The organism is Acinetobacter sp. NBRC 110496, from assembly GCF_000876115.1.
Taxonomy (GTDB): domain Bacteria; phylum Pseudomonadota; class Gammaproteobacteria; order Pseudomonadales; family Moraxellaceae; genus Acinetobacter.
In genome coordinates this window covers 1-22,114 of record NZ_BBTF01000004.1, presented here as the reverse complement: position 1 = coordinate 22,114, position 22,114 = coordinate 1, and the positions used below count along the sequence as shown (strand labels likewise).

General features: G+C 40.0%; 18 protein-coding genes. 12 read left to right on the top strand and 6 right to left on the bottom strand.

Translation table 11 applies throughout. From position 1 onward, the window contains the following. Nucleotides 1–5: 5 nt before the first annotated feature. Nucleotides 6–746: an FMN reductase gene (gene msuE / locus Aba26S_RS03340; RefSeq protein ID WP_005275590.1), complete on the bottom strand. Its 741-nt coding sequence runs from the start codon at nt 744–746 to the stop codon at nt 6–8. 350 nt (nt 747–1,096) lie between these two features. On the opposite strand from msuE, the gene Aba26S_RS03335 reads away from it, so the two are divergent. Next, nucleotides 1,097–1,747: a response regulator transcription factor gene (locus Aba26S_RS03335; protein ID WP_005275592.1), complete on the top strand. Its 651-nt coding sequence runs from the start codon at nt 1,097–1,099 to the stop codon at nt 1,745–1,747. A gap of 122 nt (nt 1,748–1,869) precedes the next feature. On the opposite strand, the gene omp33-36 is transcribed toward Aba26S_RS03335, so the two are convergent. Continuing rightward, the gene (gene omp33-36 / locus Aba26S_RS03330) at nt 1,870–2,766 is read right to left on the bottom strand and encodes a porin Omp33-36 (RefSeq protein WP_016651347.1); all 897 of its coding nucleotides are present in this window, start codon (nt 2,764–2,766) and stop codon (nt 1,870–1,872) included. A gap of 732 nt (nt 2,767–3,498) precedes the next feature. On the opposite strand from omp33-36, the gene Aba26S_RS03325 reads away from it, so the two are divergent. Continuing rightward, the gene (locus tag Aba26S_RS03325) at nt 3,499–4,332 is read left to right on the top strand and encodes an OXA-286 family carbapenem-hydrolyzing class D beta-lactamase OXA-670 (RefSeq protein ID WP_016651348.1); all 834 of its coding nucleotides are present in this window, start codon (nt 3,499–3,501) and stop codon (nt 4,330–4,332) included. A 655-nt stretch (nt 4,333–4,987) separates the two neighbouring features. Beyond that, nucleotides 4,988–6,709, top strand: a complete 1,722-nt coding sequence (locus tag Aba26S_RS03320) for a GGDEF domain-containing protein (protein ID WP_016651349.1) — start codon at nt 4,988–4,990, stop codon at nt 6,707–6,709. 47 nt (nt 6,710–6,756) lie between these two features. On the opposite strand, the gene Aba26S_RS03315 is transcribed toward Aba26S_RS03320, so the two are convergent. Together Aba26S_RS03315 and uvrA are read right to left on the bottom strand one after the other, a co-directional pair. Further along, complete coding sequence (locus Aba26S_RS03315) at nt 6,757–7,473, bottom strand: YoaK family protein (RefSeq protein ID WP_016651350.1); 717 nt, start codon at nt 7,471–7,473, stop codon at nt 6,757–6,759. Nucleotides 7,474–7,961: 488 nt separating this feature from the next. Beyond that, nucleotides 7,962–10,799, bottom strand: coding sequence for an excinuclease ABC subunit UvrA (uvrA, locus tag Aba26S_RS03310; protein WP_016651351.1), 2,838 nt, complete (start codon nt 10,797–10,799; stop codon nt 7,962–7,964). Between the two features lie 265 nt (nt 10,800–11,064). Between uvrA and Aba26S_RS03305 the strand changes: the two genes are divergently transcribed. Together Aba26S_RS03305 and Aba26S_RS03300 are read left to right on the top strand one after the other, a co-directional pair. After that, a complete protein-coding gene (locus Aba26S_RS03305) occupies nt 11,065–11,637 on the top strand; it encodes a DUF2939 domain-containing protein (protein WP_016651352.1) in 573 nt (190 codons plus the stop codon). A gap of 52 nt (nt 11,638–11,689) precedes the next feature. Beyond that, nucleotides 11,690–12,043, top strand: a complete 354-nt coding sequence (locus Aba26S_RS03300; protein WP_016651353.1) for a DUF1304 domain-containing protein — start codon at nt 11,690–11,692, stop codon at nt 12,041–12,043. A 152-nt stretch (nt 12,044–12,195) separates the two neighbouring features. Here Aba26S_RS03300 and tenA read toward each other — a convergent pair whose 3' ends face one another. Continuing rightward, entirely contained in the window at nt 12,196–12,870 is a 675-nt protein-coding gene (gene tenA, locus Aba26S_RS03295) for a thiaminase II (protein WP_016651354.1), read from the bottom strand. 172 nt (nt 12,871–13,042) lie between these two features. Here tenA and Aba26S_RS03290 point away from each other — a divergent pair, with 172 nt between their 5' ends. The 7 genes from Aba26S_RS03290 (at nt 13,043) to Aba26S_RS03260 (ending at nt 21,744) form a co-directional block, all read left to right on the top strand. Next, the gene (locus Aba26S_RS03290; protein WP_005275612.1) at nt 13,043–14,125 is read left to right on the top strand and encodes a DUF475 domain-containing protein; all 1,083 of its coding nucleotides are present in this window, start codon (nt 13,043–13,045) and stop codon (nt 14,123–14,125) included. Nucleotides 14,126–14,281: 156 nt separating this feature from the next. Continuing rightward, the gene (locus tag Aba26S_RS03285) at nt 14,282–15,643 is read left to right on the top strand and encodes an MFS transporter (RefSeq protein ID WP_005238204.1); all 1,362 of its coding nucleotides are present in this window, start codon (nt 14,282–14,284) and stop codon (nt 15,641–15,643) included. 51 nt (nt 15,644–15,694) lie between these two features. Continuing rightward, a complete protein-coding gene (gene ssb / locus Aba26S_RS03280) occupies nt 15,695–16,276 on the top strand; it encodes a single-stranded DNA-binding protein (protein ID WP_016651355.1) in 582 nt (193 codons plus the stop codon). A gap of 155 nt (nt 16,277–16,431) precedes the next feature. Further along, entirely contained in the window at nt 16,432–17,658 is a 1,227-nt protein-coding gene (locus tag Aba26S_RS03275) for a site-specific integrase (RefSeq protein ID WP_043970034.1), read from the top strand. Beyond that, complete coding sequence (locus Aba26S_RS03270; protein ID WP_023271143.1) at nt 17,651–19,207, top strand: site-specific integrase; 1,557 nt, start codon at nt 17,651–17,653, stop codon at nt 19,205–19,207. Before Aba26S_RS03275 ends, Aba26S_RS03270 begins: the two co-directional genes overlap by 8 nt. Further along, nucleotides 19,200–21,323 carry a hypothetical protein gene (locus Aba26S_RS03265; RefSeq protein WP_002122037.1) on the top strand — a complete coding sequence of 708 codons (2,124 nt, stop codon included), beginning with the start codon at nt 19,200–19,202 and terminating at the stop codon, nt 21,321–21,323. The genes Aba26S_RS03270 and Aba26S_RS03265 overlap by 8 nt, the downstream gene beginning before the upstream one ends. Nucleotide 21,324: 1 nt before the next feature. Next, nucleotides 21,325–21,744 carry a hypothetical protein gene (locus Aba26S_RS03260; RefSeq protein ID WP_002122059.1) on the top strand — a complete coding sequence of 140 codons (420 nt, stop codon included), beginning with the start codon at nt 21,325–21,327 and terminating at the stop codon, nt 21,742–21,744. Nucleotides 21,745–21,809: 65 nt separating this feature from the next. Here Aba26S_RS03260 and Aba26S_RS21085 read toward each other — a convergent pair. Beyond that, nucleotides 21,810–22,114 (bottom strand): hypothetical protein (locus Aba26S_RS21085; protein ID WP_043970029.1); only part of this gene is annotated, 305 nt, incomplete at its 5' end.

Here is a 22,114-nt window from a genome sequence, read left to right as displayed (position 1 = left end):
CAGGTTTATGCGACGTGGGTTAAATTCTTGGCTGACTTGGGATGTAAGCGAGATTCAGCTGCATCCAGATCAGGGACGGCCGCAGAGGGGAGTACTTCTGCCTGCTCAATCTGTTTATTAATCCCGAGATTCTGATTGGCCTGTTCAGTTTTGGTTTTAATGGCTGCAGCACGCTGTCCTTTAGCTGGCGCCCATTCTAGAATCGGTAAGGCACGCGCCACCGCCAAGGTGACTCGATCAGATAATTGCTCACTTTTCACGGTATATTCAGGGGTGAAATCACGATCTGTTGCATAGACCCCAATTGGCAATGTCTGTGCCTGAAAGAAGCTAAAGAGTGGGCGTAATTGATGCTCTAACACCAGTGCATGACGGTCACTACCACCCGAGGCGGCCAGTAATACAGGGACATCGACCAACGCCGTCTGTTCAACAAAATCAAAGAAGTGCTTAAATAAACCTGTAAAAGATGCACGATAAACAGGGGTGCCGACAATCAGGGCATCTGCTGCTTCCACCGCAGCAAGATCATCTTGTACCCGTTGCGGTAGCTGATTGCGATAAATTGCGCCACCGAGTAAAGGTCCAATTTCGCTGAGTTTGACAAAATGTACTTTGATATTAATTGCTTCTGAAAGTTCATCCAGAATCGCCTGAACCAGACTTTCTGTTTTTGATGGACTGTTTAAACCGCCAGATACAGCAACGATATTGAGTGGGGTTAAGGGAGTATTGTGATTGGACATAATAACGGCCTAAAAGATCATTTCGAATTGCTATTTATTTATCTATAGCTCGACCTCGGCTGTAAAATAAGGAAATGCTGCAAGCTTATCTTTTTTATAGATATATCCATAATTTGCTTTAGATTGATAACAATCAATATTTAATTCACTGTTTCTACTGAGTATTTATCGTTGTTTTTTTATTTATGATGATATTGGTGTGGTTTATATGAATATTTGATTTATTTTGCGCGAAAAGGAAATAAATCAATGCTTATGCTTGACCTCAGCTGTAATTGAAAATAGGCTTAGACGGATTGAATTTAAATAAACATCGTACAGTGACGTACTTGCAGACAGCTTAAGCGCTTATGAATATTTTAATTGTAGACGACCATCCACTCTTTAGACATGCTTTGATTCAAGCGGTTCGTTATAGTTTGCCACAAGCGCAGATCCAGGAAACGGCCGATGTTGATGAGTTCTATGCGCGTTTAGAACATGGTGCAGAGCCTGATCTGGTCTTACTGGATTTGAACCTTCCGGGCGCATCAGGTTTTTCTGCTTTGGTTTATGTGCGCGCGCAATATCCTGCGATTCCAATTATTATTGTTTCAGCCCACGAAGAAGTTTCGATTATTCAACGTGCCATTGCACACGGTGCCATGGGTTATATTCCAAAGTCTTCACATCCAAGTCATATTGGTGAAGCGATTAAACATGTATTAGAGGGAGAGATTTGGTTACCGCCGAATTTACCAAGTCATGCCAGCTTTGATCCTCGTGCAGCAGATGAAACCGCTTTGGCGGAACGTTTACAATCGCTGACTCCACAGCAGTTCCGTGTATTGATGATGGTGGCAGAAGGCCTACTGAATAAGCAAATTGCTTATGAACTAGAGGTATCTGAGGCAACCATTAAAGCGCATGTAACTGCAATCTTCCGTAAATTGGGCGTACAGAACCGTACTCAGGCGGTTTTGGCGATCAGTGCATTGAATATTGAAGATAAGAAGATGTAATACTTTCAAATGAGTATCTGAATCTCACAGTTTATTGAGATTCAGAGAATAAAAAACCAGTTCATCAGAACTGGTTTTTTATTATGAATTAAGTCTTCTCAAATGAGAATCTTAACTCAATATTAGAAACGGAACTTCGCGTTTAAGCCAACAGTTTGCGTATCTACGTTTGCATGTACTGCATTCGCATTTACGTAGCTAGCACCTACAGCTACAGCTGGAGTAATGAAGTAGTTTACGTTCGCACCCCAAGCAGATTTGATTGGAGAGAAGTTGTCGTTAGCTGGGTTTTTGCTGAAGTTTGCTTCAGCATAAGAAGCACCAACGCTTAACTGAGGTGTTACATAAAGATCAGTTTTTAAACCGTAAGCTTGGTTTTCGCCGTATACAAGGCCAGTTTCAAAACCTACAGCCATATTTGTACCGTCGATGTTACCTACGTATTTAGTACGTGCAGTTACAACGTCTTGTTTGTCACCAATTGTTGCTGCATCAGCTACAGCGCTGAATACGCCATTTTCAAGAACTTTGTTTGCATCTAAAGCAATTTGGTCAGCAACACGAGCATAACCTACAGCAACCAAGAAGTTAGGTACAACCATAGCACCAAGTTCTACAGAGTAGCGGTCGCCATTGTCTTTAAAGTTTTCAACTTTAGTTTGAGAGTGGTTATATGCAGCACTTACATAAGCAGGTACATATGGAGTTGGAAGGTAAGCTTCACCTTTCACACCAAATGAGTTGTTCTTAATAGTTTGTACTTCATCACCGCTTAATTTTGCATAGCTATAAGCAGCAGAAACATTAGAAGCTTGGTTTAAGAATGCAGCTTCAGCTAAAGGACCTTTAGAAGCATCTACATTTTTGAAGTAGTAAGTACCTTTAGCAGCACCAGTATAGTCTTGATCATTTAAAGCTTTTGCTTCAATGAATTCAGACTGACCTTGAACTTCGTATTGGTATGCATGAGCGCCGGTCATGGCTAAAACTAGAGCAGTGGCTAAACCGAGTTTTTTCATAATGATTTCCAGCTTTAAAACAATTAAAGAGTAAAGTTGGAGCCATTGTATTGTAACAAAGTATGAAGTCAATGTAATAAATTGGGCCGTGGGATCAGTGCGTAAATCTCGACCGAGTTGTGGTTGAAAATTAATCACTTGAAAGTAATCTTGTCAACCAATTATAAAATACATATCTAACAAATAGATAAGTTTATTTTTGCACAAGATAATGAATGAAATAATAATGTCACATCGCTCTTTTTTTAATTGGTTTAAACGATAATATTGATCGTTTTTTTCATTCAATTAATTCTTCTTAATGTCATAATCCACCGGTAGAAAATGTGAGATCAAATTCTATTCTCGCTTTTTTTGCGACAAACTTTACAATTTTATGATACTTATTCTCAATTAATATAAACTAAAAATCACGAGAAAATCGGACTTTTAATGATCAATTAACAAAATCGATTGTAACAATAAATCCGATCTATTTAATCAACTTTACTTTTTGAGAGCTGATTCACATAATACAAAGCAAGGGATATCTAATTTGCATTTAAATATCTCATAACATTTTCTTTTAAGTATTTTGATGTTTTTACATCACTGTTTTACTAGCTCGGCTTTCCCCAAGGCTGAGCTTTTTTTTATCTGTTTTTTAAAATTGTAGATGAGATAACGCTACAGAATAAGTCTGTTAAAAGCCTTATAGTGGCGAATTTATTCCACTTTTCCTGTTTGATGATCATGTCGAAAAAATTAAAATGCCTAGCGCTTCTTACGCCATTAATTTTGATCCTTCCATTGACTGCTTGTCAGAGTTCTAGCCAAAAAAAACAGCAAGTCGTGTCATTAAATGAGCAACAGCGGGTGGCGAATTTATTCCAGCAGGCGCAAACAATAGGGGTTTTGGTCATCTATGATGGCAAACAAATTCAAACATACGGCAATGCAACACGCCGTGCAGATCAACGTTTTATCCCAGCCTCAACCTTTAAAATACTGAATGCACTGATTGGTATACAGCATCATAAAACCACGCCAAATGAAGTCTTTAAATGGGATGGTCAAAAACGTGCCTTTAGCAGTTGGGAAAAAGATTTAAGTTTAGCTGAAGCTATGCAGGCATCGGCTGTACCTGTCTATCAGGAGCTAGCGCGACGCATTGGTCTAGAACTCATGACCCGTGAGGTGAAGCGTGTTGGCTATGGCAATAAAAATATTGGAACCCAAGTCGATAATTTTTGGTTGGTCGGGCCTTTGAAAATTACACCTGTAGAAGAAGTTCGATTTGTCTATGCATTGGCCAAGCAAAAACTACCGTTTGACCAGTCAACTCAACAGCAAGTGAAAGGCATGTTATTGGTGGATGAGCATCAGGGAACCAAGATCTATGCCAAGAGCGGTTGGGGCATGGACGTTACCCCGCAGGTTGGATGGTGGACAGGTTGGATTGAACAGCCAAATGGCAAAATCATTGCATTTTCACTGAATATGCAAATGAGCCAACCTGAGCATGCAGATGCACGTAAAGTGATTGTTTATCAAGCATTGCAAGAGCTGGGATTGTTAGCCAATTAAATATTCAAAAAAAGACCCAACTTTTGGGGAAAGCTGGGTTGAGAAAGGATGTTTAGCTTGGGGAGAGAAACATCCTAGAGGGTTTCGCTTTTAAATTCTCAAATCTTTCTATGCTTAAATTATCTGTCTTGAAGGGTGATTTGTAAAATTGATAATTTTTATTTTTTAAATAGGATTTTTCGATTCAAATGCAACTGGTCTAAAAGTTCTAAATTTCTTGCAGATGTGCTTGCAGATGAGTGAATGATGGGCTATATGTTGCCACTAAGGGCTTGAATGCGTTTTCACAATTCATTATTAATAAATTGAATAAGATGAGCGGCATTATGAGTATTAATTCTAAGATCATTTTAGATCAAGTTATTCAGAAAAAAGTGCTCTGATTTTTATCTTGAATTAAATCCTTATCCAATTTTTAAAATATTTATTATAGAAATATAAATAGTTTAGATGATTTAAATTAAATAAAAATCATTCTCAAATTTAATCCTGAGTAATAATTTAGCGCTTGAAACAGCGATTAAATAAAATCAGTCTTGATGACTGTAACCAAAAACCTCGGTTTAAGCGTGGTAGTGTGATTTATAATTCAGGTAAAATTGAGTTCTGTTTAAAAATCCATTGAGATCGTTTTTGAAAAGTGCAAGGTGTGTGAATGGGGCGTAAATTAAAAAGCTCAAAATTACGTTCTGAGCAGATTAGCCGTCGTCTTTTCTTTTGTATGATTGCCATTATCTTTTCAATTTTTTATCTCTCTCTTCCTTTAATTATCAATAGCTATCAAGAATATATAAAATCTGAGCAAACCCTGACGGAAATTACCAGTCTTCGAGCGCTGGTCAAAACAGCGAATAAGATTTCCAGAGAGCGGGCACCTTCAAATAAAGTGATGTCAAGCCAAGCAGATGTCTTATTGAAGAATCAAAAAGAATTAGAAGGATACCGTAACGGGGTTGATGCGCAAATTGATGACACGATTGAGGTGTTAAAACAAAATGGGTTTAAGTTGATTGCGCATGAGTTGGAAACGGACTTAAAAGTTAAGTTAGCTACAGCACGTCATATTGTCGATGTATATGCCAATACCCCACAGAATGAGCGCACGTCAAAACAATATGATCATGCTATTTTATCGATGTTCAGTGTTTGGGATGAAAGTCGTGAGTTTTTAACTTGGTTGTTGGTGCGTTCAAATAGCAAGAACAGCAGCATGTCGAATTACTTTACCTCAATCCTGATACTGACCGATATGCGCGACCAAGCAGGACGAATTGCCTCGAATATTATGGCGCCGGTGACTTTTGATGAAAAAATTCCAGATGAAAACCGAGCAAGAGCATTACAAACCCAACATCAAGCGGTTTATCTTTGGGAGTTAATTGATACCATTCAGCCTGAACAATCGAAAACGCCAGAATATGTAAGTTTATATCGACGTGTGAAAACGGAGTTTTTAGATCGGGGATTACCGATTATTGCGCGTTTGCTCGATGAAAGTAAAAACAATAAAGCATACTTTCTCTCGGGGACTGAACTGACTGAACGGATGGTGGGGAAATTTACCCCAGTCATGGATCTACAAAATTATATTCTTGATTACAGTATTGCTGTAGCCGTTGAGCAGAATAAGTTAGCGAAGCGACAGTTTATTTTTACCCTGTGTATTTCAAGCCTATCTTTGCTGATTGCAATTTTCACTATGATTTATGCCAAGAGAAGAGTATTCAGTCCTTTGATTCATGCCCGTAATATGATCTTGCGTCTCTCGGGGACTTCGGATGTGCTTCCTGTAAATAAAAATAATAAGGAAGAGTTTTTCTCGCTATTTGAAGCGATTGATAAATTAAAAGGCATGCTAAAGCAGCGTGATACGATGGAGTTGCAACTGAAGAAAATTGCAAATACGGATGTGTTAACAGGCGTTGCTAACCGTTTGGCTCTGGATGAATATATTCAAATGCTTGAATCCAAGCCTGAGTCATTGTCACAGACCTGTGTGATTGCCATTGATATTGATAATTTTAAGTTCGTGAATGACCAGTATGGACATATTGTGGGGGATCAGGTGATTAGCATGATTGCCGATCAGCTGAAACATAATGTGCGGGCGTCGGATTTAATCGTGCGTTATGGTGGTGATGAGTTTTTGGTGGTCATTGAAAATATCCAAATGGGTGCGGCAAGCGTCGTGGCTGAGAGTATTCGCTCGGCAATTTTAAAAGAGCGGATTATGGTTTTGAATGGGGCTGAGTCGATTCAGGTTTCGGTCAGTATTGGCGTTGCGATAGGGGCGCAGAGTTGGCTAGAACTGTTAGAAAAAGCGGATCAATCGTTATTAAAAGCGAAGTCGAAAGGGAAGAATGCCGTACAGTTTTGATCTTCGCCCTTCGCTTATTTGCGCTAACTTCAAGTTATTCTTTTTTATTATGCTTGTGAAAAGCCAAAGTCCGACTCTCGATAACACAGGTAAGTCATGAGCAAGATGGGCACAATGATACAGATAAAAGAAAACAGGATATATGCGAGGGCGCCTAGCAATGCACCGAAGGCAAAGGAAAGCACACTCGGTAAAATCTTTGAAATATTCTGCCGAGCTGAATCCTTGGTTTCGCTGGATGAGGTGGTTGAACCATACGCGATGACGGTATCAATGGTCAGTTGAGCAATGTTGCCAGTCATCAGTGTAGAGGTTGCCATAGATGATAATAAAGTACGAATGACAGCATTGCGGATTCCCATGGCAGAAATGCCCAGCATTGCCGTAATAATTGCACCCGTGTCCACTAAGCTCTCAAATGGACTGAAAAAAATACCAGCCAGCATGAACAGGGTGAGCAAGAGCGTCTCAGTAATCAAAAAAGCCAGAAGAATATTCGGATATCTCTGTTTCCAGCGTTGTTCACACCAAGCCGTGATGCCGATGGTTAGGATAAAACTGCCCAAAAATAAGGCCCATACTCCGAGTCCACCCAGAATGGTTTCTTTACCTGCGGTAACGATATAACCGGTAACATGATTGGTGTAAATACCGAATAAGGCAATAAATCCCACAGTATTCACCCATCCTCCAACAAAAGCCAGAATGGATGCTTCATGGTAATGCTGCCAACGTTCTTTAACTGGAATATAGCGTTTAGGCATAAAACAATAAGCTCTGGATGAACAAAGGACTTTATTGAATAAGTTATTCTTTATTTCTGCTTAACTTATCCGCTTTGCAGTTCCATCGCTGATTGATATTCCTTTAAGCTGTGAACAGGGTAGATCTAAGAAAGAGAGCGTATTTTTCTATGCTGAATAAAACGCTCTATAGCCATTATATTTAATACAATTATCTTGGTTTGAAAATTGAGCTGTACACTATTTAAACGAAAATATTTAGAATAACTAACATATAGGTAAGGGTTAATGATGCTTGGGTCTTTTTATCGTTTTAAGTCTTGTGGATTGTAAAATAGCGGAACAGTACATGGTACTTTAACTGGGCTTGGTGCTAAGCAAGCCTGGATTGATATTGCTGCGGTTAAATAGACTTGATCCGTGAATGAGTGCCTGCCTTAAAAGGATGGGGTAAATTCAAGCTAGAGAGATGGAACCAGCTTAAATTTACCCTCATATTTGCACAGTAATTAAACTGATTTCAACATCGGTTTCAAGAATCGACCTGTATGTGAAATTGCAACCTCAGCAATTTGCTCTGGTGTGCCCTCAGCAATAATCTGGCCACCACCCGAACCGCCTTCAGGACCTAAGTCAACGACCCAATCGGCAGTCTTGATCACATCCAGATTATGCTCAATCACCACAATGGTATTGCCCTTATTGCGTAGCTCATACAGGATATCGAGCAACTTGGCGATATCATGGAAATGCAGACCTGTAGTCGGTTCATCCAGAATATACAAGGTTCGACCGGTATCGCGCTTGGCCAATTCACGTGCCAGTTTCACCCGTTGCGCTTCACCACCAGAAAGGGTGGTTGCTGCTTGACCCAAACGGATATAACCCAGACCCACTTGGGTCAAGGTATCTAAACGACGATGAATCACAGGAATCGCACTAAAGAACTCCGCTGCATCTTCCACGGTCATTTCCAATACATCTGAAATGTTCTTGCCTTTATAACCGACTTCTAAGGTTTCACGGTTATAACGCTTGCCATGACAGGCATCACAAGGCACATACATATCTGGCAGGAAGTGCATCGCCACTTTGATCATACCGTCACCCTCACAGGCTTCACAGCGACCGCCTTTCACGTTAAACGAGAAACGGCCTGCACTATAACCACGTGCTTTGGCTTCAGGTGTCTGTGCGAATAACTCACGAATCGGCGTGAATAAACCGGTATAGGTGGCTGGATTGGAACGAGGGGTACGCCCAATTGGACTCTGGTCAATATCAACCACTTTATCCAGATGCTGTAAGCCATCAATTGAATCAAACTTTTCCGCAGTCAATGTGGTTGCGCCATTCAGTTGAGTTGCAGCTAAAGGTAATAAGGTACGGTTAATCAGCGTTGATTTACCTGAACCTGAAACCCCCGTCACACAGGTCATGATGCCAAGAGGAATGGTCAAGTCGACATTTTGTAAGTTATGTCCGCTTGCACCAGACAATTTGATCACTTCATCTGGACGAGGGGACAAGGTGCGTTGTTTCGGTACTTCAATCTTCAACTTACCTGAAAGATATTGACCTGTCAGTGAGTCGGCATGATTGGCCAACTCATCGTAGGTGCCTTCAGCAATCACGGCACCGCCATGAATCCCTGCACCTGGCCCGATATCAATAATATGGTCAGCGGCACGAATTGCATCTTCATCATGTTCAACCACCAGCACGGTATTGCCCAAATCACGTAAACGAATCAGGGTTTGTAATAAGCGATCATTATCCCGTTGATGTAGACCAATCGATGGTTCATCCAGCACATACATCACGCCCATAAGACCTGCACCGATCTGTGACGCCAGACGAATACGTTGTGCTTCACCGCCAGAAAGAGTTTCGGCTGAACGTGCCAAGCTGAGATAATTTAGGCCAACGCTGACCAGAAAATGTAAGCGCTCACGGATCTCTTTAAAGATTTTATCGGCAATTTCACCTTTGGCTCCTTCAAGGTTCAGGTCTTGATAATAGTGTTCAGCATCGCCAATCGACATCTTGGTAATTTGGGCAATGGTCTTGTCTTTCACCCGAACATGGCGCGAAATTTCATTCAGACGTGAACCACCACAGGCATCACAGGCTGCATTCGACAGATACTGTGCCAAATCATCACGTACATAATTCGATTCGGTTTCACGATAGCGACGTTCCAGATGCGGCAAAATTCCTTCAAAGGCCTGCACCCGACTGTGTTTACGACCTCGTTCATCGATATAGCTCAGATCGATTTTCTCTTTGCCTGTGCCTTGCAGGAATTTCTTTTGCGTGTCTTTATCCAGCTGATTCCATGGTTGATCGAGGTCAATATTGAAATGATCTGCGACTTTTTGCAGCATGGTGTAGTAATACGGACGCTGTCTGTCCCAACCCCGAATTGCCCCTTGGCTGATCGAAACCTCTGGATTTGGAATCAGTTTGTCCGCACTGAAATGGCTACGGGTTCCCAAACCATCACACACTGGGCAGGCACCAAATGGATTGTTGAAGGAGAATAGGCGTGGCTCAAGTTCAGCCACAGCGCGGTCACATTCTGGGCAAGAGTGTTTAGCTGAGAATACGCGTTCAGGGTGTTCGCCATTCATCCAGGATAGAACCGCGATATCACCGCCTAAACGCAAGGCAGTTTCAAAGGATTCTGCGATACGGTTCCCCAGATCATCACGCACTTTAAAGCGATCCACCACCACTTCAATGGTGTGCTTTTTCTTTTTATCCAGTTCTGGTGGGGTATCGATATCAATGATTTCACCATCGACACGGGCACGCACAAAGCCCTGACCTTGGAGCTGTTCAAACAGTTGGGTGTATTCACCTTTACGCTCACGTACCACAGGGGCGAGCAACATCAGTGCAGTACCTTCTTCAAGACTTTTTACTGCATCGACCATTTCCGAAATGGTTTGTGCCACCATAGGGAGGTCATGTTCTGGGCAGTACGGCGTACCCACGCGTGCATAGAGCAAACGCAAATAGTCATAAATTTCGGTAATGGTACCCACGGTCGAGCGAGGGTTGTGGCTGGTTGACTTTTGTTCAATCGCAATTGCAGGAGATAAACCTTCAATCGAATCGACTTCTGGTTTTTCCATTTGTGACAGGAATTGACGTGCATAAGCCGAAAGCGATTCAACATAACGGCGTTGACCTTCGGCATATAAGGTATCAAAGGCCAAGGAGGATTTACCTGAGCCAGAAAGTCCCGTAATCACCACAAACTTGTCACGTGGAATATCGAGTGACACATTTTTTAAATTATGGGTACGTGCGCCTCGAATACGGATATGACTTTGACTCATAAATACATCTCAATAAGCTGAATATGAAAAATTAAGGTCTGTTGATGCTTCTATCCAGCGTGTTGCTGAGAAGTTTCTCCAGACCTTCTATATAATAACGATTTAAAATTGTTCAAGCTGTAACAAAACGATTTTAAACGTCAGATTGTGTCGGATTAATGATTTCAACACTGTTTTTAACATAAATTTTCATGTGAAATCACAGTTTATCTGTGAACGGTTTCAAGCATTGATTAAAAAATAAAGTGCTAAAATTGAGGGCTGCATGTCAAAAAAATTGAAAATCTCCATAGTTGCGCTGCTTTTGCTGGTTGTGGCTTATGTTTATGCATTGCCTTATTTGACGATTTATCAAATCCGTCAAGCTTTGAAAAATGAGGACACGACCGCTTTAGCCCATTATGTGGACTTTCCAAGTGTACGCCAGAATCTTAAAGATCAATTCAATACAGCCTTATTAAAAAAATTCCCGGCAGATGAACGAGGTCGCGAAGGAGGCTTTGCTGCACTCGGTGCGATGTTAGCCTCATCCATGGTGGATAAAATGGTCGATATGATGGTGAGCCCACAAGGGGTTTCGATGTTGTTGCAAGGCAAAAAGTTAAAAGAAGGTTTGCCTTACTCGGCACACTCTGAACCGCAACCTGTGCAGGCTGAGACCCAGAAACAGTCACCACAAGAACAGGTTAACTATCGGAGTCACTATCAGTCCTTGAATCAGTTTGTGGTGGAAATTCAACAGGCTGAACAGCGGTCGAAGATGAATGTGATCATGCAAAGACAGGGTTTGAGCTGGAAAGTCACACAAATCCAATTGCCTATGGAGCAATTGCAATAGATTGGTGATAGATTGAAATATCGCACAAGCGTACAGATAAGGACAAATAAAAATGTTAGGGAAGATACTGATTGGATTGCTTGGGGTATTACACGTTTATATTTTGGTGCTGGAAATGTTTTTGTGGGATAAGCCCTATGGTTTAAAAGCGTTTGGCAATAGTCTGGAAAAAGCACAACTCACCAAGGTTCTGGCACAAAATCAGGGGTTGTATAATGGCTTTCTGGCTGCTGGATTATTCTGGGCATTACTGGCACCCGCAGACTATGCCACGGCAATTGCCAATTTCTTTTTAGGCTGTGTGCTGATCGCGGGTATATACGGCGGACTGACCGCAAGCAAAAAGATTATTTATATTCAGGCAATCCCTGCATTGCTGGCTTTAATTGTGGTGAATGTTTTTTAACCCAGCAATAAAAGTAGGCATTTGATCTGATTTATGCTTTAATGCGCCTAGTTTGAGATGAGCCTCATACAGTATATCGGACGATACGATATACGACTAAGCCCCTTAAGTGGGGCTTTTTTATGTCTAAAGAAAATGCACAAGGGTATGGTTTAGGCTGGATCAAGCCCCAACCATTGGCGTTGCTGATAAGCGCCGTCCCAGAACAACCATTCCAGTTTTGCCCCCATGGTATAGGCCGCATGCATTTTGGCTAAGGTATCTTCATCACAACGGGCAGCGACTTTATCTACAGTTGCAATTACATTACGCACCGCCGTATTAAATTCTTTACCTGCGTAGGTATCGATCCATGCCTGATAAGGGTTGTTGGCAACCGACTGGCTGACGATATCTTTCCCTACTTCTGCATAAATCCAGAAGCATGGCAATAAGGCTGCTAAAATCACCGGATAGCTTTCTGACCATGCGGTTGCCGTCAGAAAAGAGGTGTAATGATGACACGCCAGCGTCAGTGGTGTGTTTTCAAACTCGGTTTTGCTGACATCAAATTCCTGCATAAAATCATTGTGTAAACTGCGTTCTACAATAATGGCAATTTTAGCCGCTTCAGAAAATTGAATCACGTCATCAGCTGCATAGGCTTTTGCGGCGGCAACCGCAAGTGCTCGACCATAAGCCAATAAGTAGTGTGCATCCTGAATTACATAATGACAGAAAACGTCGCGCTCCAATGTGCCTGCCGCCAGTTCCTGATTAAACGGCAGGGCCAATATTTTTTGATATAAGTCTTGATTGCGTTGCCAAACATCTTGAGAAAACGTCATGGATTTGAACCTGTTAAAACGCGAAAAAATTAATCTTGCTGAACTATAACAGAGTCTGATTCGGATATTTTTTTCTTCAAAACAAGTGCAACAATCTTTTCTAACTTTTACTGAAAACTCGCCTACAATAGACACATTTTTATAACTCGACGATTTGAATAAAAGGCTGCTCATGAAGCATTTTCGTTTTTCAATTTTCTTTACGGTAGTGTGCTTGGCACTATCTGCTTACTGGGGCTATACGCACGGCCCTGAAGCGGGTGTTGCGACCATGTTAAAGGCATTGACCATTACTGCAATTTTGGCAGTTATGGAAGTTTCTTTATCTTTTGATAATGCCGTGGTCAATGCATCTGTACTTCGTGGTTGGGATCATTTCTGGAAAATGATTTTCTTAACCGTTGGGATTCTGGTTGCTGTATTTGGTATGCGCTTAATCTTCCCTGTGGTGATTGTTGCCGTGACCGCTGATATGGGCATGATTGAAGTGGCCAAATTGGCTCTCAATGATCCGAAGACCTATTCTGAACGCTTAATGGCACACCATGCTGAAATTGCAGCATTTGGTGGAACTTTCCTGTTGCTGGTTTTCCTGAATTTCTTTTTTGATGATGGTAAGGAAACGCACTGGTTCAAGTGGCTAGAAGCGAAACTGGCGCATTTGGCCAGTGTGCCAGCGATGTCGGTTTTCCTTGCCTTGATTGCGATGATTATCATGGCGGCCAATGTAGATGAATCTGCCCGTTTGGCGGTGACCATGGCGGGGATTTGGGGCATTGTGGTGTATATCGGGGTGCAGGTCTTGAGCCATTTATTGGGTGGAGAACCTGAGATTGATGAAGACGGCAATGCGGTGACGCATGACTCAAGCGGTGCAGCTTCGGGTGTGGTGAAAGCAGGTTTTGGTGGCTTCCTTTATCTTGAAGTACTGGATGCATCGTTCAGTTTTGATGGCGTGATTGGTGCCTTTGCGATTACCAGTGATGTCGTGATCATCATGCTCGGTTTGGCAATTGGTGCGATCTTTGTCCGTTCGATGACCATTTATTTGGTGGAGAAAGGTACATTGGATGCCTATATCTACCTAGAGCATGGCGCACACTATGCGATTGGTGCCTTGGCATTTATCATGATCGCCAGCGGTACCGGCTTACATGTCCCTGAAATTGTGACAGGTCTGATTGGTGTGGCCTTTATTGTCTGGGCGGTGATTGCCTCGATTCAATATAGCAAGCGGGAACAGCAAGCCTCTTAAGCTTGTTTTCAGCTTGGTCAGCTATTTTAAATAAAGGAGCGATAGTCGCTCCTTTATTTTTTCTCTGCAGAAAGATTGTGTTTTTCATAATCTCTTACAACCTTTGTAGGCGAATGGCTTATAATTCGCTGAGCCAGTTATAGTGTCTTATCAACAATGAATGCTTTAGAACGTCGTTCAACCTTTGCCTTAAGTAGCATTTTTGCCTTACGCATGTTGGGCCTGTTCATGATTATTCCTGTGTTTTCAGTCGCAGGACAATCTTACCAATATGCTACGCCCGCCTTGATTGGTCTCGCTGTTGGGGTTTATGGCTTAACTCAGGCGATTTTACAGATCCCCTTTAGTTTGTTGGCTGATCGTTTTAGCCGTAAGCCGTTGGTGGTGCTTGGCTTATTGTTATTCGCCATTGGCGGTGCAATCGCAGGCTTATCCGACACCATTTATGGCGTGATTATTGGTCGTGCCATTGCTGGTGCCGGCGCGGTCTCTGCCGTGGTGATGGCATTACTGGCCGATGTCACTCGTGAAGAACAGCGTACCAAAGCCATGGCGGCGATGGGTATGAGTATTGGTTTATCCTTTGTTGTCGCTTTTAGTTTAGGGCCATGGCTCACCAGTCTGGTCGGTATTTCTGGCTTATTCTTTGTCACCACCATTATGGGTTTGGCTGCGATTTTGATGTTGCTTCTGGTGCCCAAAGTCACGCGACATCACCGCAATTATCAACAAGGCTATTTGACCCAACTCAAACAAGTGATTCAAATGGGTGAGTTGAACCGACTGCATGTGTCGGTATTTGCCTTGCATTTACTCCTCACGGCGATGTTTATCTATGTGCCCTCGCAGTTGATTGAGTATGCGCAAATTCCATTGGCAAAGCATGGTTTAGTCTATTTACCGCTGTTGGTGATCAGTCTGTTTTTTGCCTTTCCAAGTATTATCATTGCGGAAAAATATCGCAAAATGCGCGGCATTTTTCTCACTGCAATCGCGGGGATTATTGGCGGGTTGCTGATTCTGATTTTTGGCTATGAGTCTAAATATGTATTGCTGGCAGGACTGGGTTTATTCTTTATTGCTTTTAATGTGATGGAGGCGTTATTGCCTTCGTGGCTGTCTAAAGCCGCACCGATTCAATCTAAAGCCACGGCAATGGGCGTCAATGCCAGTAGCCAGTTTTTAGGGGCTTTCTTTGGTGGTACTTTGGGTGGACAGCTTTTGATGTTACAGAATACTGCGCTCGGGTGGAGTGTGCTGACGGGGATTGCTATAATATGGCTGCTGATTAGTTTTGGTCTGGCTCAGCCAAGATATTTATCTTCCATTGTATTGCCTTTACCTCAGGCAATACAAACAGATGAATGGACTTCAAAACTGTTGGCAATTCGTGGTATTGAAGAAGTCGTGGTGATGCCTGAACAGCAAGTTGCGTATATTAAAGTCGATAAACAGAGCATTGATGATACTGGGCGACAAGATTTAACGCACTTGATTGGCAAAGAGGTAGCCATTTAATCATAACTCTTATAAAGTAAAACATAGAAATATATAGGATGAAGACAGCTAATGCGTGGTGTGAATAAAGTTATTTTAGTCGGTACTTTAGGTAAAGATCCAGAAACGAAAACCTTTCCAAATGGTGGATCATTGACTCAATTCTCGATTGCAACCAGTGAATCGTGGATGGATAAAAGTACGGGTGAGCGTAAAGAGCAAACAGAATGGCACCGTATCGTGTTGCACAACCGTTTAGGTGAAATTGCGCAACAATATCTGCGTAAAGGTTCAAAAGTGTATATCGAAGGTTCATTGCGTACCCGTCAATGGACAGACCAAAATGGTCAAGAGCGTTACAGCACTGAAATCCGTGGTGATCAAATGCAAATGCTCGATAGCCGTCAACAAGGTGAGCAGAGCGGTGGTGACTTTAATCAGCCCCGTTTTAACAACAATAATAACCAAGGTGGTGGTTACCAAAATACGGGCTATAACAATAACAACAACCAAGGTGGTTATGGTCAAGCTGGTGGCAATCAAGGCAATTATGCAGGTAGCCCTCAAGCAGGTAATGGTTTTAATTCACCAAAAGCAGCACCGCAACCGGCTGCAGCAGCACCTGCGGATTTAGACGACGATTTACCGTTCTAGTACACCCTAGAGACTATGTTTTGTAAAGTTTATTAAATTATTCTTTATTAGCAGTTAGTTACAAATAAAATTTACAGATACCAGAAATGGTTCTGTAAATTTTTTTATTTATATCTTATGATATTTAATACTTAGATATTTTGTTAAATTTAATTATGATGTCTGTTAAAAGATTTGTAATGAGTAGTGGAGAGAGATTTGCTGTTCTTTTGAATAGTGATGGTGTTCCTATGACTTATCCAAATTTATATACGATCATTCATTTAAGAAATCGTGGTCAATCAATCAATACAATTTCTGCTTTTTTGGAAGATATTAAGTTGCTCTTTCAGTTGTTGGATAAGTTAGGAATTGACTTGGAACAAAGGATAAAAAGTAAAGATTTATTAAAACTAAACGAAATAGAAGCTATAGTAAATTTAACCAGTTTCAATCGCAGTCGATTAGGTGGGGCAGATTCAAAAAAAAAGATCATAAGTTTTCCAAAAAGTAATAATAAAGAGCGATCTAGAGCAAAATTGGTTGTTACTCAGGACTATGTATCTAAACAATTAATATATAGGCGGTTAACTAATTTTGCTGAATATATTGGATGGTTTGAGACGCATCTTCATTCATCAGCAATAACAAGTACAAAACGTTTGTTAAAATCTCGTAGACCTCGTAAGTCCATGGATATTCAGTCTGAATACAAATCTTTTGATAGTGATCAATTAAATAAAATTTTCAAGGCGGTTGATCCTGATAATCAGAATCGTATCTGGACATCAGATTATCTAACTTATAGAAATGAGCTAATTATCTATTTATTTTTATATCTTGGATGTCGTAAAGGTGAATTATTAAATTTAAAGATTACAGATATAACCCTTTCTCAAGGTGTTACATCATATCTTACTATTAGGCGTAATCCTCATGATGGTAGTGATTCTAGGCTATATCAACCTTTGGTTAAAACTAGAAGTCGATCAATTGCAGTCAATAAAAATCTGAAGAAAAAATTAGAAACTTATATTTTAAATTATAGGTCAACAGTACCTAATGCAGAGCTAACAGACTTTTTGATTTTATCAAATAAAGGCCAGCCTTTATCAATCAATGCCTTAGATAAAATATTTTATGAAATTTCTAAAGTTGTTCTATTCAATGTACATGCTCATGCATTTAGACATACTTGGAATGATAAATTTTCTGAGAAGTCACAAATCCTAGTGGAAAAAGGCAAAACCACAGAATCACAAGTTGAAAATGATCGTGCATATCTGATGGGGTGGATACCTAACTCACAAAGCGCAAGAAGATATTCAAGGCGTTCAGAGAATAAGCGTGCCGTAGAGTTTGGTTTAATTATCCAAGAAAAATTTGAGGATGAAAATGAATAAATCAATCCAAATTGATAGTTTCGATGAATTACAAAATACCTTTACCTCATTTAAAGGTTATAAAGTTGATATTTATGATGATATATGGGTGTTAGATATTAATCAGCAAGTAAATATGTCGAATCTCTCGAAATTTTCGGAGGAAGTTAGGTCTGATGTTTTAAATACCTTTGTACACTTTGCTAAATATAGCTCAAGCACACATGCTACAGAAATGATCCGCTATGCACTTAAGTATCCCGATCTGACAGGAGAGTCAGAAATTACTTTAAAAGGAATTTTAGAATATAAAAACTATTATAATGATAAAAAATACGAGTATAAGTTAGCAAAATTTAGAGTCTTTTTAAAAAAACTCTATGATTTGGGTTATTCCTCAGTAGATGGTGAAATTTACGATTTAATAGATTCATGGAGATTAAGTGGCAATGACAAAGGAGTAGCAGTCCTTTCCCTTGATCCAGATGAAGGCCCATTTAGCTCATTTGAATTTCAAGCAATTATCACTAGAACCAACGAATATTTAGCAGAAAATAAGATTTCTTATTACGAGGCTGCTCTAATTCGTGTTTTTTGTGCGACTGGTAGACGACCAATTCAAATTTCAGGATTAAAGGTGAAAGACCTATATGTGTCGGATAAATATAATTTTAATGATAAAAATGCAGTTCATATCCTTAACATTCCGAGAGCTAAAGTTAGAGGTGCTAGTGGATTCCGATTTGCTTTTAATGAAGTGGGAATTCGGGAAAGTATTGCGAAAATCTTATTTGAACATATTCAAATTTTAAAACAGAAATTAGCAAAGCAAATAAAGCGAGAAGTATCTGAACAGGAGCTTTCAGAGTTGCCAATTTTCTATGATATTAAGGTGTTAGCCAATCTAGATTGGAGCAATGAAAAAGAAATTTCTCAAATTTTGCCAACAGAAATTATTCATTTACCTACTATCAAATTAACTCAAATATTGAGAGATGCTGTTCAAAAACTTGGTGTCCGTTCAAGAGAAACCGGTAAACCAATACATATCACTGCATATCGGTTTCGCTATACGCTTGGAACAAATGCGGCTAGGCAAAAAGCAGGTGTGAATGTCATTGCAAAGCTGTTAGATCATCATGATACGCAAAATGCACACTGTTATGTACAGAGTGTTCCTGAAATTGCACAACAAATCTCATCCATCATGGATGAAAGCTTACGCAAATATGCAGATGCTTTTCAGGGGAAAGTTGTAAAGGATGAGATTGAGGCTCAATCACAAGTTAAAGAGGCGAATAGAATTTCTTGTGTAGAACAGGATTGTGATGTCGGCTCATGTGGTACACATCAATACTGTAACGATCACGCACCAATCGCATGTTATCTGTGTAGCAAGTTTATGCCTTGGGCAAATGCACCGCATCATCTGGTTCTAGAGCAATTAATTAAAGAACGGGATGATCTAATTACGATGGGGTGTAGCCTTGAGGTCGCTGCTGTGAATGACCGAACAATTATTGCCGTTCAGCAAGTAATTGATGCTTGTAAGGAGTTTAATCATGGATAATTTAATATATTTTCCATCTGACAAAATCCAATCTCCTTACTCTGAAATAAAGCGGTTTATTGATTTTGTTAAACAGTTATCAGAATTAAATGAAGATATTAGATTTGATGAGAATTATTGGAAAGGTGAAGTCAACTTTGTCAAAACGGGTATTTCATCCAAAGATAGATTATCTGAAAATCTTTTGCATCATTCAATTCTAGAATTTGCCAAAGCGTATATTAAGTATCAGAAAATTAAGAGTAAGTTAAAAACCCAAGATACAATTCTTTCAATTCGGGCAATAGAACAAATATGCTTAGACCGATATGGTGAAGTTGATTTAACTAAATTGGCTATTGCCGATTTTGACTTGGCTGCTGAAAATGCAAAAGTAAATTATAAAGCGAGTTCTGCTTACCATGTAGGTAGACAATTAAAGATTCTATTGGATTTTCTTCGCCAATTAAAAATAGTTGTTTTACCAGAATGGAAAAATCCAATTAAAAAGCCTTCTGAAAAATCAATTGTGTTAGATGCAGAGTCAGAGGAACATCGAGCTTCTAAACTTCCTGATGAGGATGCTATTTTTGCATTAGCTGATATTTTCTCACGGAAAGATTCAGAATTGTCTGATAGAGATATTTTTGTCACCAGTGCTGTGAGTTTGCTTCTAGCTGCGCCAGAACGAGCATCAGAGCTATTTTTCTTAAAGCATAATTGTATCCATGAGGAAGAAGTCCAAACGCTTTCTAAGAGCAGTTTAGGGCTTACAGCAGATGGTTCTAATATTGAGACAGTATTGGGTATTAGGTGGTATGCACAGAAAAATTATGGGCATGACATTAAATACATTCCCAGTGTCATGATCCCAACGGTAAAACGGGCTATTGAACGTTTGATTAGGATGTCAGAAAAGCCTAGACATTTAGCATATTTGCTTGAAACAAGCGATAAATTTCCAAGACATGAGCTTTGTCCTGATGTGCGGGATCATCAATTATTAAAACGTAGTGAAGTATTGATGGCAATGGGCTTTGATGCGTCACTATTGGATGCTCGTCAAGCAAATAACAGTGGAAGACAATTTTTAATAACTCGTGATATTCCTATTAGTGATTACGAAGTCAGTCTGAATGATTTAAATATTATTCTGCGAAGGAGGCTACCCCAAGGCTTTCCTTATGTACCTTTTAAAACTGGTAATGGAGTTAAGGTTAAGTGGTCAGAAGCTTTATTTTGTAGTTTCGCAAACCAATTTCATAGTGATAAATTAACCATTTTTTCAGAATTATGGATGCCACATATTGATACTTTAAATGAGGATTTATCTCCCACGAAAAAAAAGAAGAAAGGACGTGATGAGTTAGTAAATGTTCAATCCATTTTCCAACGGTGGGGATATGGTGACTACAGTGTGTCTACCCATCAATTTAGGCATCTTCTCAATACGATAGCAAATACCAATGGAATGGATAGCATGTTACTCGCTAAATGGTCAGGGCGGGCTGATATGAAGCAAAATCGAGTATATGACCATACTTCGGTTGAAGATCGTAATTATGGCTTAATTGAGATGCAGAAAAATGAGGTTGGTACAGTAAATACTGATAGTACATTTACATTCCAAATAGCTACACCTCGAACTATGCAAGAGCTAAATACCAAAACAACATTGTCCATGCACACTACCGAGTTTGGACTTTGTACACATTCTTATATTGATGAACCCTGCCTAAAGTATAGAAACTGTCTTAATTGTACAGAGCATGTCTGTATTAAGGGGGATGATGAAAAGAAAAAACGGCTTCAAGATCGACTTAGAAAAGAAAAAATCTTATGGGCAAAGGATAAGGAGGCTGTTAGTAAAAATGTTACTGGTTCAACGGTCTGGTTGCACATTAGAGAGCTTACAATTAAACGTTGTGAACAGATGATTGCTCTACTGGATGATCCAAACATTCCCGATGGAACACCTTTGAGTTTGCCCCCTTCTGAAGATGTTACACATCTCGATTTAGCGTATCAAAAAGCAGGTCTTAAACGTATCCCCGTTATTGAGAATACTCAACGGAAAAAGATAGAGGACGAACCACATTTGCTCAGTCCTGCATTGCAAATGGATTTATGGATTTGATATGGCACAGCATTTAACCGATAAAGACATCGAGAATATTGTTGAGCTTCTTGATTATTGGCCTTTAGATCAGAAATTGACTTGGGAGCGGCTATGTCAGGCCATTGAGCTACAGCTCGAACTTGTGCCTGCACCAACTCGTCAAACTTTACAGAAATATGTGCGGGTAAAGAATGCCTATGATCAATGCAAAAAACCCAAAGCTACGCAGGTTAAAAATAATTCAACACAGAAATTGCCTGCTAGTTTAAAAATTGCTCAAACTAAAATTGAGGCTTTGGAAGCTAAGAATGCCAGATTGGAAAAAGAGAACGCTATGCTATTGGAACAGTTTGTAGTGTGGCAATACAACGCCCACAAGTATGGACTAAGTATTACTAAGTTAAATGAACCGCTGAGCAAGAAAAGTTCAGATTCATGATAATTAATTTCTACTCTGAAAATAGAGTTGATAGCTTATTATGAGAAAAATAAAGTAATAAGTTATTATACAGATGGAATATATTCAATAGTTTCATTTTCTTCAAAGATGAAAATTGACTTAAAGAAATCTATCGCATTTTTGAGATATAAATCCTTATTAATATAGTCACCACTGTATCTTCCTGATTTGGCATTAATAGTCCATTTATTGTCATTCTGATAGTGGATTTCTCCAGCTATACGAGCAGATTGAAAACCTGTCAGACAAGGATGACCTTGATTATTAATTTCTTCTCCAATTAATAATGCCCCATCTTCTGATATGGCCCATAGCATATGTTTTAATGAACCATTTTTAAGTTTTATAC

Bases quoted from the DNA above. Each gene is read 5' to 3' on its own strand.
- Aba26S_RS03270 (WP_023271143.1), top strand. From the start codon at position 17,651: ATGAATAAATCAATCCAAATTGATAGTTTCGATGAATTACAAAATACC.
- Aba26S_RS03320 (WP_016651349.1), top strand. From the start codon at position 4,988: ATGGGGCGTAAATTAAAAAGCTCAAAATTACGTTCTGAGCAGATTAGC.
- Aba26S_RS03275 (WP_043970034.1), top strand. From the start codon at position 16,432: ATGATGTCTGTTAAAAGATTTGTAATGAGTAGTGGAGAGAGATTTGCT.
- ssb (WP_016651355.1), top strand. From the start codon at position 15,695: ATGCGTGGTGTGAATAAAGTTATTTTAGTCGGTACTTTAGGTAAAGAT.
- Aba26S_RS03290 (WP_005275612.1), top strand. From the start codon at position 13,043: ATGAAGCATTTTCGTTTTTCAATTTTCTTTACGGTAGTGTGCTTGGCA.
- tenA (WP_016651354.1), bottom strand. From the start codon at position 12,870: ATGACGTTTTCTCAAGATGTTTGGCAACGCAATCAAGACTTATATCAA.
- Aba26S_RS03315 (WP_016651350.1), bottom strand. From the start codon at position 7,473: ATGCCTAAACGCTATATTCCAGTTAAAGAACGTTGGCAGCATTACCAT.
- Aba26S_RS03260 (WP_002122059.1), top strand. From the start codon at position 21,325: ATGGCACAGCATTTAACCGATAAAGACATCGAGAATATTGTTGAGCTT.
- Aba26S_RS03285 (WP_005238204.1), top strand. From the start codon at position 14,282: ATGAATGCTTTAGAACGTCGTTCAACCTTTGCCTTAAGTAGCATTTTT.
- Aba26S_RS03305 (WP_016651352.1), top strand. From the start codon at position 11,065: ATGTCAAAAAAATTGAAAATCTCCATAGTTGCGCTGCTTTTGCTGGTT.
- omp33-36 (WP_016651347.1), bottom strand. From the start codon at position 2,766: ATGAAAAAACTCGGTTTAGCCACTGCTCTAGTTTTAGCCATGACCGGC.
- uvrA (WP_016651351.1), bottom strand. From the start codon at position 10,799: ATGAGTCAAAGTCATATCCGTATTCGAGGCGCACGTACCCATAATTTA.
- Aba26S_RS03325 (WP_016651348.1), top strand. From the start codon at position 3,499: ATGTCGAAAAAATTAAAATGCCTAGCGCTTCTTACGCCATTAATTTTG.
- Aba26S_RS03300 (WP_016651353.1), top strand. From the start codon at position 11,690: ATGTTAGGGAAGATACTGATTGGATTGCTTGGGGTATTACACGTTTAT.
- Aba26S_RS03265 (WP_002122037.1), top strand. From the start codon at position 19,200: ATGGATAATTTAATATATTTTCCATCTGACAAAATCCAATCTCCTTAC.
- Aba26S_RS03335 (WP_005275592.1), top strand. From the start codon at position 1,097: ATGAATATTTTAATTGTAGACGACCATCCACTCTTTAGACATGCTTTG.
- msuE (WP_005275590.1), bottom strand. From the start codon at position 746: ATGTCCAATCACAATACTCCCTTAACCCCACTCAATATCGTTGCTGTA.